Genomic DNA, 15,291 nt, shown 5'->3' on the forward strand with positions numbered 1-15,291 from the left:
TCGCGCCGCCAGGTCGGCGGGCCCCCTCGCGTCATGCCAGCAGCCCCTGCCCGATCCAGCCGCCGGGCGGGCAGCCCGGCGGGATGGCGAACACCGCAGATCCGATCGGCGTGGTCCACTCGTTGAGCAGGTCGGCCTCGGCCAGCCGGCGCTGCATCGGCAGGAACTGCGCGCCGACGTCGGCCTGGTAGGAGGCGAAGAGCAGGCCGCTGTCGGAGTGTCCGGCCGCGGTGAGCCCTTCGTCGTAGTTGTAGGGGCGACGGAAGATCCCCTTGGCCGGGTCGGCGCTGTGCGCGCGCCTGATGTGGGCGTACTCGGAGATGACCGGGAACCCCACGGGCGTGAGCTCGGCGAAGTCGGGCGGGTCGTGCTCGGCGGTCCCGGTCAGCGGGGCGCCGGTGTCCAGGCGGCGTCCGATCGTGAACTCCTTGGCGACCCGGTCGGCGGCGTCCCAGGTCTCCAGTTCGACGCGGATCCGCCGCAGCACCAGCGTGGTACCGCCGCGCAGCCAGGCGGGCGCGTCCGCGCCGGCCCACACCACCCGGTCGAAGACAGGGCTCCCGGGGACGGCGTTGGCGGTCCCGTCGAGCTGCCCCATGATGTTGTGCTGGGTCAGCCCGGACGCCTGCACCCCGGCGGCCCGCCGGAACCCGCGCTGGACCCATCGGACGCGGGTGAACGCGCGGGCGTCCTTGATGATCATGCGGAGGGCGTGGGCCACGGTCAGCGGGTCGTCGGCGCAGATCTGCACCAGCACGTCGCCGCCGTTCCACTGGTTCTGCAGCTTGTCGATGGAGAAGCGGGGCAGCGCCTTCAGCGAGGACGGGCGCGCGTCCGCCAGGCCCACCGCGTCGAACAGACCGGGCCCGAACCCGAAGGTGACGGTCAGCCGGGCGGGCAGGACCGCCAGCTCCGGTTCGGTGTCGGCCAGGGCGGGACCGCCCGCGCTCAGGCGGCGGGCGTCGTCGGTCAGCAGCCGCATCATCCGGGCCACCGCCTCCCGGCCGACGCCCGCGCGCAGGTCCAGTCCGACGAAGACGGCGTGGGCCTGCGGGACGGTGGCGATCCCCGCCTGGTGCGGGCCGTGGAAGGGCTCCACCGCCGAGCCCGGCGAAGCAGCCTGGGCCGGGCCCGCCGCAGCGGCCTGTGCCGCGAGCGCGCCGGCCGCGGCGGCCGCGGTCGAGGCCAGCAGGCCCCGCCGGGTCAGGCGGGACCTGCTGCCGGTGTGGGCGTCCATCAGTGCTTGCCCTCGCCCGGCTGGTAGTTCTCCTTGCCGCCGGCGAAGTCCTTGCCGATCGCGGTGAACTGGAGGGTGGAACCGTCGGCGAGAGTCAGGGTGAAGGGCACCTCGGCTCCGGGCTCCACCTTCCCGGTGACCCCCATCAGCATGATGTGATCGCCGCCGGGCGCCAGCTGGTGAGAACCGCGGGCAGGTACCACGAACCCGCCCTTCTTTGGGCGCATCACCATCTTGCCCCCGGAGTCCACCACTTCGTGCAGCTCGACCGTCGGAGACAGCGGCGAGGCGCCGGAGACGACCGTCAGCTCGGCGTCGGTGTTGTTGACCAGGGTGCCGAAGGCGGCCGTCATCCCCTTGCCGCCGGTCTTGATCCAGGGGTCGGTGATGGTCAGCGCGGGCGAAGGGGTGGCGGCGGCGGTGGCGGCCGCCGGTGACGCCGACGCGGTCGACGCGGTGGACGCGGTCGTGCTCTGGCCGCCGCAGCCGGACACGAGCACGGCCACGGCCAGCGCCGCAGCGGGAAGAAGCGGAGAACGCGAACGGAGAGAGTGCATGGTGGGCCTTTCCAGGCAGGCCTCGGCGCGCGGTGGCGTTTCCACCGCGCCGGAGGCGGATCAGGCAGGGGCGCTTGACGCGGCCGCGACGTCGGCGGCCACGCGAACCCGGACGGAGCCGGGCATGACGACGTACTCCAGCCTCGCCATGAGGGTCAGCCGGAGAAAGCGATCACCTGCGTGAACGGCGGACCGCGCGTGGGCGCGGCGTGTGCCAGCACCGCCGAGCGCAGCCGGCCCGGCTCGGGCGCCGTCACCACGACGACCGGCTCGTGCGGCGGACGCGGGAAGAGCGCCAGGAGGACCCGGCACAGCCGCGCGGCCAGGCGGTGCAGCAGCCCCCACAGAGCGGCCTCGCCGCGGGCCAGCCACAGGGCGATCAGCCCGGTGGCGCCGGCGTGCGTGACGAGCATGCCGACGCCGGGCACCAGTCCCGAATGGCCGTGGACGAGCGCGGCGTAGGCGTCCGCGGCATGGCTGAGGGAGAACAGCACATGCAGTACCACCTGCATGCCGGCCAGCAACGGCAGGATCACCGCCAGCGTGCGCTCACGCGCCGAGGCCACGACCCCGCCCCCGAACGCCAGCAGCAGCCCACCGGCCACCACCGGCCCCGTGACCGATCCCCCGCCGAACAGGTGCGCCAGCACGCCCAGCGCCACGCAGACCACGGCGAACACCGCGGCACGGGCGAGACGGAACGGCAAGGAGGCGGTCATAACGGGCCCATCATCCCATCGCACCCCCTCGCCCTGGCATCCGCCATCGTGCCTCACCTCCGGCACGCCGCCTGCTCACGCACCCGACACCGCCTTCGCCCGTCGGAGCGATCGCCGGTCGGCCGCCCAGGTGGCGCGCCCCGGCCTGCGGGAGCGGCACCGACGGCGGGCACGGGCTCAGCGGGCGAGCGGGAGCTTGCCGTCAAATGGCACTTCTCTGTGGTGTACGGCGATCGCCACCCCCAAGGCGACGACGGCATATCCACAGGTCACGGTCAGACCCGCCCATGGTGGGAGCGGGTAGTAGCCCCCCAGCAGTGACGGGTCCACGTCCACATGCGCGAACGCCGGGATGCTCTGCGTGATCGCGAACCCGGCGGCAGGGGTGATCATCAGCAGCCATGGCGCCAGCCCCGCGGTCGCCAGCAGGTACGGCACGACGACCAGCACGATCGCCAGCCCGACGGCGACGACGGCCCGCCTGACCAGCGCGGCCAGGCCCAGAGCCAGCACGGCGGCGGCCGCGGTCAGCGCCGCGTGGCCGACGATCATCCGCAGTCCGGTGCCCAGGGTGATCGGCTGGATCGGGTTCCCATGGGCGCGCAGCATCGCCAGCCCGGCAGGGATCACGACCCCCGAGGCCACCAGCCCCGCCGCGAGCCCGACCACGCCGACCACCCCGGCCTTGGCCGCCAGCAGCCACGCCGGACGCGAATCGGCGGTCAGGCCGGTCCCGGCCGGTTCGCGCCGGTGGCCGGCGGTGCGGAACGTGGCCGCCGCCACGAACATGGGGATCAGTCCCAGGGCTCCGCCGATCAGCATGAGGTCGGCGCGCAGGCCCCCCTCCACCGTGGCGGGCCCGATGTCGCCTCCCCCGGTCACGATGAGCTTCCCGCCGGACTCGACGACCCCGCCCGGATGGTGCGGCGTCTTCCCGTCCGACTCCATGGAGACGCCGACGTCGTCGCGGCGCCACGGACCGTCCGCCCCCTGCAGCTTGATCTGGTCGAAGGTGGCGGTGGCGTTGGCGAAGGCTCTCGCCATGTCCCACACGGCGCCTGGCGAGGTGGCGAACAGCCCGATCTCGACCGTCTCCGGCAACCCCGCCAACCTGACCGTGCCCACGTCGGTCCATGCCTTGCCGTCGTCCGACTCCTGGCCGGTGACGGTGTCGCCGGACCGGGTCAGCCGTAGCCACTGCGGGCCGTTGTGCGGACCGCCCGCCACGTCGTGGACGTAGTTGTACTGCATCCGCACCCCATGATCTCCGGTGAGCATGACGGCGGCGTACGGCGTGCCCTGCTTGAGGCTCGGCCTGACCAGGAGGCCGGCCTTCGCCCACGGCACCACCCCCTCCTTGACGTTGCGCACGCCCGGTACGGCGTCCGGCAGCCGGATCTGCCCGGTCATGTCCGACACGCGGGCGGTGATGCTGCCGTTCCCCTTGAGCGGCTGGTGCACGAAGTAGTACTTGTCCTTCACCGCCGTGCCGTCGGGGCCCACCAGCGGCGCGGGACAGGGCCCCTCGCCCTTCCCCGTCACGCAGGTGGTGCGGACGCCTCCGGCGACCAGCAGTCCGATCGACACGGTCACCAGCACGGAGGCCGCCACGGCGAGCATCCGGCCCCGCGCGGAACGGAACCCGGCCCACTCCGCGCGCAGCATCCGGAGGAAGCCGTCCCGCCCGGACGACCGGCCGGCTCGGTGAGGCATGGATGAATTCATGGCGACGGTTGTACGCGGCACCCGGTTCCAGCCGGGTCGCGGCCGCCGCGACCTGGCTGCGACCGGGGATCTGGCATCGTTGGCCCATGGCTTCTCGTCCCGGCGGCCGGTTCGGCCGCCACGTCCGCCCTCCTCGCACGGCGAGCGGCGGTGCCGGGCGGTGAGGGTGCTCGTCGTCGAGGACTTCGAGGTCCTCGCCCGCTCCGTCGGAACCGGGCTGCGCCGCGAGGGCATGGCCGTCGATGTCGTCCTCGACGGCACCGCCGCCCTCGACCGCCTGGCCGCCACCCGGTACGACGTGGTGATCCTCGACCGCGACCTGCCCGGCGTCCACGGCGACGAGATCTGCCGGCGGCTCGCCGGCAGCCGCTGCGCGACCCGCGTCCTGATGCTCACCGCCTCCGGCACGATCGAGGACCGCGTCGACGGGCTGAGCCTCGGCGCCGACGACTACCTGCCCAAGCCGTTCGCGTTCGCCGAACTGGTCGCCCGCGTCCGCGCCCTGGGCCGGCGCGCCACCCCGCCGCTCCCGCCGACCCTGGCGTGCGGGGACATCACCCTCGATCCGGCCCGCCGTACCGCGTTCCGGGCCGGGCGGCGCCTTGAGCTGAGCCCCAGGGAGTTCGCCCTGCTCGAATGCCTGCTCGCCGTGCCCGGCCTGGTCATCTCCGCCGAGGAACTGCTGGAGCGCGTCTGGGACGAGGCCGCCGACCCCTTCAGCAGCGCCGTCAAGCACACCATGCACCGGTTACGGGCCAAACTCGGCGACCCGCCCGTGATCGAGACCGTCCGCGAAGGCGGCTACCGCATCGGACCGTCATGACGCTCGCCGGAAGATCCCTGCAGACGCGGCTCGCGCTCGCCTACGCGGCGGGCTTCTACGCGGCCGGGGTGCTCGTGCTCGTCCTCGTCGCCGTCCCGCTCGCCGGCGTCGACGCGGCCACCCCCGTGGGCCGGCCCGCGGCGAAGGTGACCACCCAGTCCGGGATCGGCCTCCCCCAACTCCTCACGGGATCCGCCGTCGCCCTCGTCCTGCTGATTCCCGTCGCCCTGGCCCTCGGCCGGCTCGTCTCCGACCGGTTTCTGCGCCCGCTGCGCGCCATCACCGCCACCGCCAGAACCATGTCCACCGGAAGCCTCCACCGGCGCCTCGACCTTGGCGAGCCCATGGACGAGCTGACCGAGCTCGGCCGCACCCTCGACAACCTGTTCGCCCGCCTGCAGGCCTCCTTCGACAGCCAACGCCACTTCGTCGCCAACGCCTCCCACGAGCTGCGCACCCCGCTGGCCGGCCTGCGCACCCTGCTCGAAGTCGCCGTCGCCGACCCCGACGCCGACACCGGCAGCCTGCGCGCGGCCTGCCAGGAGGCCCTGGCTCTGAGCGGAGACCAGGAGCGGCTCGTCCAGGCCCTGCTCACCCTGGCCACCAGCGAGCGCGGCGTCACCCGCTGGGACACCCTCGACCTCGCCCACGTCGCCGGGACAGTGCTCGCCTCCCGCCGCCGACAGGCCGCGGAACGCGGCATCGGCCTCGCCGAACATCTGACGCCCGCGGTGACGGCCGGGGACCCGAGACTGATCGAGAGCCTCGTCGCCAACCTCGTCGACAACGCCATCCGCCACAACCACCCGGACGGGCACGTAGAGGTCACCACCCGGACGTCCGGCACGCAGGTGGCCCTCACGGTCACCAACAGCGGGCCGGTCGTCCCCGCCGACGATCTCCAGCGCCTCTGCCGGCCCTTCCAGAGACTGGCGCCCGACCGTCACGGCCGCGGCGACGGCCACGGTGACGGCCACGGTGACGGCCACGGTGACGGCCACGGTGACGGCCACGGTGACGGCCACGGCCACGGCCTCGGCCTCGCCATCGTCGACGCCGTCACGCGAGCTCACCGCGCCACCCTCACCGCCGACGCCCGCCCCGAAGGCGGCTTGTCGGTCACCGTACGGTTCGCGCAGATATCGCAACCCTGACATCAGGCACCGCCATGCACGGCCACCTCGCCCCGGCGACACCAGCCCGACCTCGTAGGGCGCCGGGCACCGGCCGATGATCACCGAACCGGTGCTGCCGGACCGGGTGCGGGACGGTCATGATGCAGCCGGTGCACCCTGACGTGGTTGAGCAGCCGGGCATGGGGGAAAGTCTCCGTCCTGCGGGCCGTCGACTGGAGTGGAGGCCCCTGCCACGCCAGCAACCGCTGGTCGAAAGCGGGGGGAACTTCAGGGATGGGGTGGATGCATGGTGGAACGACGCATGTCGGTCGCGACGCACTGGGGCAGTCTCATCGCAGTGGTCGATTCCGGGCGATTAGTACGAATTGAGCCGAGGGACGACGACCCCGTGCCGTCACCCATCGGCCCCGGCATGGTGACAGCCGCCGACGACGGCGCTCGCGTGCTGCGCCCCGCGGTGCGCAAGGGCTGGCTCAACGGCCGGCCGCGCGTCCACGACGCCGCCAGAGGCGCGGACGCCTTCGTGGAAGTGAGCTGGGACGACGCGATCACGCTGGTGAGCGACGAACTCCGTCGAGTGCGTTCGCAGCACGGCGACAGCGCGGTGTTCGGCGGGTCGTACGGCTGGGCGAGCGCGGGCGTGTTCCACAACGCGCAGAGTCAACTCCACCGGTTCCTGGCGCTGGGCGGGGGCTTCACCGACTCGCGCAACACCTACAGCACCGCCGCGTTGGAGGTCATCCTTCCCCATGTGATCGGCGGGCATCCCTGGAGCTACCAGTCGCGGATGCCGATGTGGGACGAGATAGCCGACAACTGTGAGCTCGTGGTGGCGTTCGGCGGGCTGGCTCTCAAGAACAGCCAGATCAACCCCGGCGGGCTGGCCAGACACCAGACGCAGAACCTGCAGCGACAGTGCCGTGCGGCCGGGGTGCGGTTCGTGAACGTCAGCCCCATCCGCAGCGACGTCGCCGGCTTCCTCGACGCCGAGTGGCTGCCCGTCATCCCCAACACCGACACCGCCGCGATGCTGGGCATCGCCCACACGATGCTGGTCAACGGGTGGCACGATGAGGACTTCCTGCGCCGGTGCTGCGTCGGGTTCGACCGCTTCGCCTCGTACGTGACCGGCGAGCTCGACGGCGTCCCCAAGGACGCCGCCTGGGCGGCGAGGATCACGGGTCTCGGTCGCGAGGCGATCGTCGACCTCGCTCGCCGCCTGACCGAGCGGCGTTCTCTCATCATGGTCAACTACGCGGTGCAGCGGGCGGACCACGGCGAACAGCCGATCTGGATGTCCGTCGTGCTGGCCGCCATGGCGGGCTCGATGGGCCGGCCCGGCTGCGGCTGGGGAGCAGGTTACGCCACGATGGACGCGACAGGCGTGGCCAGAGGCCGCCCCTCCGTGGCGGCGGTGCCCGGGGTCGCCAACCCCGTCCCGGACTTCATCCCGGTCGCGAGGATCGCCGACACCCTGCTGCATCCGGGCAGGACCATCGGCTACGACGGACGACGCCTCACGTTGCCGGAGCTTCGCCTGATCTACTGGTGCGGCGGGAACCCGTTCCACCACCATCAGGATCTCCACCGGCTGGCCCGAGCCTGGCAGACCCCTGACACGGTGGTGGTGCACGAAGCCTGGTGGAACACCACGGCCAAGTTCGCGGACATCGTCCTGCCCGTCGCCACCAGCTTGGAGCGCGACGACTTCGCCGCCGGATTCTCCGATCCCCACCTCGTCGCGATGCCCAAGGTCCGCGAGCCGGCGGGAGAGTCACGCACCGACCATCACATTTTCACCGCATTGGCCTCCCGGCTCGGGTACGAGCAGGAGTTCACGCAGTCGCGCTCCGAGCTCGACTGGGTCCGGCACCTGTACGAGCAGACGCGGGCCGAACTCGGCGACGATGCCGCGTTGCCGGGCTTCGACGACTTCTGGCACAGCTCCACCGCCGAGCTGCCGGCGTTGACCGGACCGTTTCCCGGCAGCTTCGAGGCGCTCCGCGCAGATCCGCGGCGTTTCCCCCTGCCGACGCCGTCGGGCCGGATCGAGATCTTCTCCGAGGAGATCGACTCGTTCGGCTACGACGACTGTGCCGGGCATCCGAGGTGGTTCGAACCAGCGGAGTGGCTCGGCGCCGACCTGTCGAGCCGGTTCCCGCTGCATCTGATCTCGAATCAGCCCGCCTCACGCCTGCACAGCCAGTACGACAACGGTGGCCACAGCCTCGATTCGAAGATCCGTGGCCGCGAGCCCGTGACGATGAATCCGCTGGATGCCGCGTCGCGCGGCATCGAGAACGGCATGATCGTACGCATCCACAACGACCGGGGCAGCTGCCTGGCGGGCGCGGTCCTGTCGGACGACGTCATGCCAGGCGTCGTCCAGCTGTCCACCGGCGCGTGGTGGGATCCGGTCGAGCCAGGCGTGAGCGGAACACTGGACCGCCACGGCAATCCCAACGTCCTCACGGCGGATCGGCCGTGCTCGCAGCTGTCCCAAGGGCCGAGTGCTCTCAGTGCGCTGGTCGACGTCGAGCCCTACGACGGCCCTCATCCCGACGTGCTCGCCTTCACCCCGCCACGCCTCGAGGGTTGACGCCGAAGCACTCAGGCAGCTTGCTTTACCGTAATCGATCGAATACTTTGCGTAGTCGTGACTCGACTGCGAAACCTCAAGTACGGCCAGTGGTTCCGGGGCGCCGATGTCGACGGCGACGGGTTCATCACCCAGCGGGACGTCCGGATGATGAGCGAGCGTTACATCGCCGTCCGCGGCGCCGCGCCTGACTCCGAGACCGCCCGCCTGCTCACCGAGAGGATGGACGCATTCTGGACGCACGTGATCGCCCCGATGGATCACGACGGTGACGGGAAGGTCGATCTGCGGGAGATGACCGAAGGGTTCAGGCAGGCCCTGACCGACCGCGCCCTGTACCCGGCACAGATCGAGCCGGTGACCAACTGCTTCTTCGACCTCGCCGACCTCAACGGAGACGGCCGGATCGACCAGGCGGAGTTCCAGCAGATGTTCGACTCGGTCGGCGGCGTCCCCGGCGAGGACTGCGCCGAGGTCTTCGCCGCCCTGGACCGAGACGGCTCCGGCGTGCTGGACCGCGCCGAGTTCCACCAGGCGGTCACGGAGTTCTTCTACGGCGACGACCCGGACGCTCCCGCCAACCACCTGTTCGGCAGGGTTACCGGCTGACGGCCCACGATGCCGCCCTGGACCCGCGACGCCCACACCACTGCCGGCGTGGGCGCGCGGCGTGCAGACCTCAGGCCGTCAACTGCTGTGGGTCGGTAACGCGGGGTCCCAGCTGGGGTCGGAGCTCACCGTGCTCGCCATGCCGCTTCTGGCGCCGACGATCATCGCCCGCCGGGGTCGGCGGGCATGGTCGCATGGTCTGCCCCAGCCGGGCCGGCCTCGCCCGCGCCCCCGAGGCCCGATCCGCACGTCGGCGCGCTACTCGGTGAGATCCCGATGCCGCGCGACGGCGCCTGCGGCTGCCGGGTCAGCAGTCGCCGCTCTCCCGGCATGTCTCGGGCGCCTCCGCCATGGTGACGGCGGTGATCGCCCGGGCGGCGTCGCCGAGTGCGGCAAGCTGCTCGGGCGTCAACGCGTCGACCACCAGACGACGCGCCTCTCGGACGTGACCGGGGGCGATCTCCTTGAGCTTGGCGAGGCCGGCGTCGGTGAGCCGCGCCTCCGTGTGGCGGCCACCGCGGTTGGGCAAGCTGTGCCGCTCGACCCAGCCGGACCGCTCCAGCCGGGTGACCGCGTGCGAGATGCGCGAGAGCGACCCCTGCGCCAACGCGGCCAGGTTGCTGAGCACCAGCGTGCGGTTGGGCGCCTCGGAGAGAGCCGCGAGCACGTGGTACTCGAAACTGTTCACGCCGGCGTCGCGCTTGAGCTGCGCGTCCAGCGCGGGCGGCAGGGTCATGATCAGCGCGATCACCGCTCGCCAGTCGCGCTGCTGGTCGGGCGACAGCCATGGCACGTTGTGCTCGGAGGGGGTTCCGCGGGCGGGGTCGGTGCTCACAGATCGACTCTACCAGGCGATTTGAATATTCAAGTGGTGCGACATAGTGTCAACTTGAACATTCAACTAGTACTCACCCGTCAGGGAGATCCCCATGTCCGTGCTCCGTGTCGACGCCACCATCCAAGGCGACCGCTCCGCCAGCAGCGCGCTCGCCGACCTCGTCCTCGACGAGCTCCGGGCCGCCCGCCCCGGGGTGCCGGTGGTACGGCGTCACCTCGGTCAGGAGCCGCTGCCGGCGCACATCTGGGAGGCCGCGATCTCCAGCCGTCACATTCCGGAGGAGGGCCGCACCGCCGCGCAGCGCGAGGCACTCGCCACCGCGGAGCGGCTCGCCGCCGAGCTGCAGCGGGCGACGAGCGCCGTGCTCGCGATGCCGCTCTACAACTTCGGCGTCTCGCAGCACGCGAAGACCTGGATCGACCTCGCGATCGCCGGGACGCCTCAGGGCATCCGCCTGCTGGAGGGTACGCCGACCGTCCTGGTCACCACTCGGGGCGGCGCCTACGGCCCTGGCACCCCGCGCGCGGGCTGGGACCACAACATCGACTACCTGCGCCGGATCCTCGTCGACATCTGGGGCGCCGACCTCACGGTGGTCGAGCGCGAGTTCACGCTCGTCGGCGTGAACCCTGCCCTGGACGAGTTCACCGAGATGGCGGCGATCATGCACAAGACCGCCGAGGAGGCGGCGGGGGAGGCCGGCCGAGCACTCGCCGCCCGGTACGCCGCCTGACCTACCGCGGCAGCGAGGGGACTGATCATCCCTGCCCGCGGCGACCGCCCCCGAGATCCCACCTGGAAGGGACCGAGCTCGTGGTCAGAAGCCTGTGAGCCCGATCCCGATTCCCGCACGGCCCGGCTCCGTGCCCGCCGAACTGCCTGCGGCGGCGCCCGGCGGCCTTCGACGTGGCCCACCTGGCCTTGGCCGCTGAAGTGTTCGTCCAGGCTTGTGGCCACACCGACCTCGCGCGCCGGCGCGGCTGGTGGGACGCCGCGATCGAGCACCGCAACGAGCCGGGGCAGAGGGCACCGACACTCCCGGTTCGCCCTCGAAGCTTCGCCCCGCTGTCGCTCTTCGGGACGTGGCCGGCGGTTCGACCGCCGGCCGTCCCCGGCCCTTTGTCGGATCGCGGCCTTGTCCAGAATGGCGGGCCACCTCATCGGCCCGGTCCAGGGTGTGCACGTCCGGCATCGAGCGGCACGCCTTCCTCGCCCATCGGCTGCACGCCCGGGACCGCCTTTCGCCCGAGACCCGGCAGCTTGCCCTGATGGCGCCGGGGCGTCGGCTCTGTTGAAGTTGCTAGTTATTTCAGTCATGATTGAAATGACTAGCCTCTACTGGGGAGCGCGCCATGGAACACGTGACCTTCAACAGCCTCGGCACCCGCTGCGCGGGCGATCTCTACCTGCCGGAGACGAGCGATCCGGTCCCCGGGCTGGTGCTCGGGCACAGCGGGGTGATGGTCAAGGAGGCGCTGGCGTTCGTCGCGCCGCACTTCGTCAAGGCCGGCTTCGCGGTGCTGGCCATCGACTATCGCACGGTCGGTTCCAGCGACGGCGAGCCGCGCGGCCTGGATCACCCGGAGCGGCAGGTGGAGGACTTCCGCAGCGCCGTGTCCTACCTGCGGACCCGTCCCGAAGTGCAGCCGGAGCGGATCGGGGTGTGGGGGGTGAGCATCGGCGGCTCGGTGGCGGCCCAGGCCGCCGTGCTCGATCGGCGCATCAAGTGCGTGGTGGTGCAGAGCCCCAGCGTGTGGGACGGATGGCGGTACACCGAACGCCTCCTGGGCCGCGCCGGCGTTCACGCGCTGCGCGACCGGCTGGAGCAGGACTGGCAGCGGCGCTACGAAGGCGAGCCGAGCGCTCGCGTGCCGCACCTGACGCTGGAGGGCGACAATGTGAAGGACGCTCCGGACATCTCGACCCGCCTGTTTCCCGCCTACCGCAACGAGAAGACCCTCGACTCAGCCGAGCACCTGCTCACCTTCGCCCCGGAGAACCTCATCCACCGGCTCGCGCCGACGCCGCTGCTGATGATCGCCAACGGCGGCTGGGACCCGTACCACATGCTCGAAGAGGCGCAGAGCGCCTTCGCCAAGGCGGGCGAGCCCAAGCGGCTCGCGGTGCTGCCGTACGACGTGCTCGGCCTCTACACCGGGCCCGGCCTGCAGGAGGCGATGGCGCTCGCCATCGACTGGTTCGACCTCTACCTGCGCAGGACCGCGCTCGCCGGCCTCACCCCAGCACCCACCTACGAGTCGGTGGCCGCCATGGCACAGTGAACCGGCACACGATCACCAAGGGAGGACGCGACGATGAGCGCTGAGGAACAGCAGGACCGGCTGCTTCGATGGGTGGAGCGGGTGTCCGCATTCTGCGTCGAGGAGTGGGGGCTGCCGCCCATCACCGGACGCATCCTCGGCTGGCTCATGATCTGTGACCCGGCCGAGCAGTCCGCCGGCCAGATCGCCGAGGCCATCCAGGCCAGCCGGGCCTCGCTCACCTCGAACATGCGCTTTCTCACGGCCATCGACCTGGTCGAGAAGGTGCGAAGGCCCGGGGATCGCACCTCCTACTACCGCATCGAGGACGACGCCTGGCAGAAGGTCATCCAGCGCAAGCTCGACAGCCTGAGCGCGTTCGGCGAGATCGCCGACGAAGGGCTCGACCTCGCGGGCGGCGAGGGGCGGCGCACCGAGCGCATCAAGGCCGCCCACGACTCCCTGACATGGCTGCAGAACCTCGCGGCCCACCATCCGCTACGCCGTTAAGGAATCTCCATGCACCGCTGGAAACCCGAGCTCGGGCTGATCCAGGAAACGCTGCTGCTCACCCTCCAGGCAAGAGCCCTGGACGCCGGGCTCCCCCATCCGATCCTCGGCGACACGCTCTCCGCCGACCTGGCCGCCACCATCGACTACGACTTCGGCAGGCTGAAGGTCAAGCCCAGCCTCGTCCTCACCACGGCACTGCGCGCCAGGAAGCTCGACGACGTGGTCCGCGCCTACGTCGCCGCTCACCCCGGATGCGTGGTGCTCGACCTGGGCTGTGGCCTGGACACCAGGATGTCCCGTTGTGCTCCGCCGCCGGGCGTCGACTGGTACGACGTCGACTTCCCCGAAGTGGTGAACCTGCGAGCCGAACGCCTGCCCGGCCGTGCCCACCTGGTCGGAGCCGACCTCACCGGCTCCGGCTGGCTCTCGGCCGTCCCCGGTGACCGGCCGGCGATGATCGTCGCCGAAGGGCTGCTCCCCTTCATGCCCGGCGACTCCTTCCAGGCGATGACCCGCGCGCTGACCGGCCACTTCCCCGCGGGTGAGCTCGCACTCAACGGCTACACCCGCTTCGCCGCCTGGGCCATGAAGTACCACCCGACCATCAAGGCACTCGGCATCAAGGCCGCCCAGGGCTTCGACGACGCGCACGAACCCGAGTCCTGGGGCGCCGGCCTCGAGCTGATCGAGGAGCAGGTCCTCACCCGCGCTCCGGAAGTGGCCCGGTTCCCGCAACCCCTGCGGGCGCTGACCCGTCTCACCGCCCGCAGCACGACCTTGTCCCGGCAAGGGGCACGCGTTCTCCGCTACCGGTTCTGAGCCTGGGCCGGGCCCCGTTCGTCGGGCAAGGGCCGGCGACTCGTCGTCCTCGTCTCGGACGCCGCAGGTCTTCACTCGGTGGCCTGGCGCCACGGGGTCCGCTCGGCGACGTGTCGGCGGAGGTCGCGGGCCTGCCGGGGCAGGTTCCAGGTCATGGCGCCGATGACGTGGCCGTCCCTGCCGTACAGGCCGGCGAACCGGCCGGTGGCGGGGTCCCCGGCGACGACCTGGAACCGGGCGTCGCCGCCTGTGACGCCGTGGACCTGGATCTTCACGTCGTACTGGTCGGTCCAGCAGTAGGGCACGGGTGCGAAGGGGGCCTGGCCGCCGAGGAGCGTCCGGGCTGCGGCCGTGCCCTGTTCGGTGGCGTTCAGCCGGTGTTCGACGCGCAGGCGGCCGAAGCCGGGGTGCCGCCAGGAGGCGACGTCGCCGGCGGCGACCACGCCGGGTGCGGCCCGGCACCGATGGTCGCACTTGACGCCGTCTTCCACGTCCAGGCCGCTGCCGGTCAGCCAGCCGGTCGCCGGGGCCGAGCCGACGGCGACGAGCACCAGGTCGGCCGGGACGTGCGTGCCGTCGTCCAGATCGACCCCGTTCACCCGGCCGTCGTGGCCGGTCAGGCCGGTGACCAGGGTGCCGGGACGCAGGCGGACGCCGTACCTGGCGTGCAATCCGGCCAGCAGCCGCGCCACCCGGTCGCCGAGCCGGTCGATCAGCGGCGCGCGGAGCGGATCGACCAGGGTGACGTCCAGGCCGAGCTGCCGGGCGGCGGCGGCGACCTCCGTACCGAGGAAGCCCGCGCCGACGACGACCACCGACCGGGCGGCGAGCAGCCCCTCCCGCAGGGCGAGGGCGTCGTCGAGGGTGCGCAGCACGTGCACGCCGCCGAGTTCGTGCCCCGACGGCAGCCGGCGCGGGACGACGCCGGTGGCGATCACCAGCCCGTCGTAGGGCAGGACGCCGCCGTCGGACAGCGCGAGTTCGCGTGCGCCGGTGTCGAGGGCGGTGGCGGCGACGCCGAGCCGCCAGTCGGCCCCCAGCGCGGCGCCGGGCTCGTGGCGGCGCAGCGTCACGCGGTCAGGCGCCCACCTGCCGAGCAGGATCTGCTTGGACAGCGGCGGCCGGTCGTAGGGCTCCCGCCGCTCCGCGCCGACCAGGGTCAGCGAGCCGGTGAATCCGTCGCGGCGCAGGGCCTCGGCGGCGGACAGACCCGCCGCCGAGGCGCCCACGACCACGATCCGGGAAGGGCGGCTCACGACGCGCCCAGCGTGATCGCCCGGGCCGGGCAGATCCGGGCGGCCTCGCCGACGCCCTCGCGCAGCCCCGGTTCCGGGCTGTCCCGCAGCAGGACGACGATGCCGTCCTCGTCACGCTGGTCGAACACGTCAGGACAGACGAGGACACACTGCCCCGAGCCGGTGCAGGCGTCCTGATCCACGGTGACCTTCATGTGCT

The 15,291-nt window shown here is 71.9% G+C and carries 15 protein-coding genes; 8 read left to right on the forward strand and 7 right to left on the reverse strand.

All coding sequences use genetic code 11. The features are described 5' to 3' along the window. Positions 1-31: 31 nt before the first annotated feature. The 4 genes from ACIBK9_RS13870 to ACIBK9_RS13885 form a co-directional block, all read right to left on the reverse strand. The gene (locus tag ACIBK9_RS13870; RefSeq protein WP_397158067.1) at positions 32-1,237 is read right to left on the reverse strand and encodes a Dyp-type peroxidase; all 1,206 of its coding nucleotides are present in this window, start codon (positions 1,235-1,237) and stop codon (positions 32-34) included. Beyond that, entirely contained in the window at positions 1,237-1,743 is a 507-nt protein-coding gene (locus tag ACIBK9_RS13875; protein ID WP_397158069.1) for a copper chaperone PCu(A)C, read from the reverse strand. Before ACIBK9_RS13875 ends, ACIBK9_RS13870 begins: the two co-directional genes overlap by 1 nt. Positions 1,744-1,949: 206 nt before the next feature. After that, entirely contained in the window at positions 1,950-2,501 is a 552-nt protein-coding gene (locus ACIBK9_RS13880; RefSeq protein WP_397158071.1) for an MFS transporter, read from the reverse strand. A gap of 189 nt (positions 2,502-2,690) precedes the next feature. Next, positions 2,691-4,226, reverse strand: coding sequence for a hypothetical protein (locus ACIBK9_RS13885; protein ID WP_397158073.1), 1,536 nt, complete (start codon positions 4,224-4,226; stop codon positions 2,691-2,693). Between the two features lie 172 nt (positions 4,227-4,398). On the opposite strand from ACIBK9_RS13885, the gene ACIBK9_RS13890 reads away from it, so the two are divergent. From ACIBK9_RS13890 to ACIBK9_RS13905, 4 genes are all read left to right on the forward strand, one after another. Beyond that, on the forward strand, positions 4,399-5,061 hold the full coding sequence (locus ACIBK9_RS13890) for a response regulator transcription factor (RefSeq protein ID WP_397158074.1): 663 nt from the start codon (positions 4,399-4,401) through the stop codon (positions 5,059-5,061). Beyond that, a complete protein-coding gene (locus ACIBK9_RS13895; protein ID WP_397158076.1) occupies positions 5,058-6,215 on the forward strand; it encodes a sensor histidine kinase in 1,158 nt (385 codons plus the stop codon). Before ACIBK9_RS13890 ends, ACIBK9_RS13895 begins: the two co-directional genes overlap by 4 nt. 268 nt (positions 6,216-6,483) lie before the next feature. Further along, the gene (locus ACIBK9_RS13900) at positions 6,484-8,796 is read left to right on the forward strand and encodes a molybdopterin-dependent oxidoreductase (RefSeq protein WP_397158078.1); all 2,313 of its coding nucleotides are present in this window, start codon (positions 6,484-6,486) and stop codon (positions 8,794-8,796) included. A gap of 57 nt (positions 8,797-8,853) precedes the next feature. Beyond that, on the forward strand, positions 8,854-9,405 hold the full coding sequence (locus ACIBK9_RS13905; RefSeq protein WP_397158080.1) for an EF-hand domain-containing protein: 552 nt from the start codon (positions 8,854-8,856) through the stop codon (positions 9,403-9,405). Positions 9,406-9,712: 307 nt separating this feature from the next. On the opposite strand, the gene ACIBK9_RS13910 is transcribed toward ACIBK9_RS13905, so the two are convergent. After that, complete coding sequence (locus ACIBK9_RS13910; RefSeq protein ID WP_397158081.1) at positions 9,713-10,240, reverse strand: MarR family winged helix-turn-helix transcriptional regulator; 528 nt, start codon at positions 10,238-10,240, stop codon at positions 9,713-9,715. A 94-nt stretch (positions 10,241-10,334) separates the two neighbouring features. Here ACIBK9_RS13910 and ACIBK9_RS13915 point away from each other — a divergent pair, with 94 nt between their 5' ends. The 4 genes from ACIBK9_RS13915 (at position 10,335) to ACIBK9_RS13930 (ending at position 13,836) form a co-directional block, all read left to right on the forward strand. After that, positions 10,335-10,976 carry an FMN-dependent NADH-azoreductase gene (locus tag ACIBK9_RS13915; protein WP_397158083.1) on the forward strand — a complete coding sequence of 214 codons (642 nt, stop codon included), beginning with the start codon at positions 10,335-10,337 and terminating at the stop codon, positions 10,974-10,976. Between the two features lie 619 nt (positions 10,977-11,595). Beyond that, positions 11,596-12,525: an alpha/beta hydrolase gene (locus ACIBK9_RS13920; protein ID WP_397158085.1), complete on the forward strand. Its 930-nt coding sequence runs from the start codon at positions 11,596-11,598 to the stop codon at positions 12,523-12,525. Positions 12,526-12,558: 33 nt separating this feature from the next. After that, a complete protein-coding gene (locus ACIBK9_RS13925) occupies positions 12,559-13,014 on the forward strand; it encodes a GbsR/MarR family transcriptional regulator (protein WP_387673585.1) in 456 nt (151 codons plus the stop codon). Positions 13,015-13,023: 9 nt separating this feature from the next. Beyond that, positions 13,024-13,836, forward strand: a complete 813-nt coding sequence (locus tag ACIBK9_RS13930; protein ID WP_397158087.1) for a class I SAM-dependent methyltransferase — start codon at positions 13,024-13,026, stop codon at positions 13,834-13,836. 71 nt (positions 13,837-13,907) lie between these two features. Here the strand turns inward: ACIBK9_RS13930 and ACIBK9_RS13935 are convergent, their stop codons facing one another. Further along, positions 13,908-15,092, reverse strand: a complete 1,185-nt coding sequence (locus ACIBK9_RS13935) for an NAD(P)/FAD-dependent oxidoreductase (RefSeq protein ID WP_397158089.1) — start codon at positions 15,090-15,092, stop codon at positions 13,908-13,910. After that, entirely contained in the window at positions 15,089-15,286 is a 198-nt protein-coding gene (locus ACIBK9_RS13940) for a ferredoxin (protein WP_358295363.1), read from the reverse strand. Before ACIBK9_RS13940 ends, ACIBK9_RS13935 begins: the two co-directional genes overlap by 4 nt. Positions 15,287-15,291: the final 5 nt, after the last annotated feature.

It is taken from the genome of Nonomuraea sp. NPDC050227 (genome assembly GCF_044459705.1).
Lineage (GTDB): Bacteria > Actinomycetota > Actinomycetes > Streptosporangiales > Streptosporangiaceae > Nonomuraea.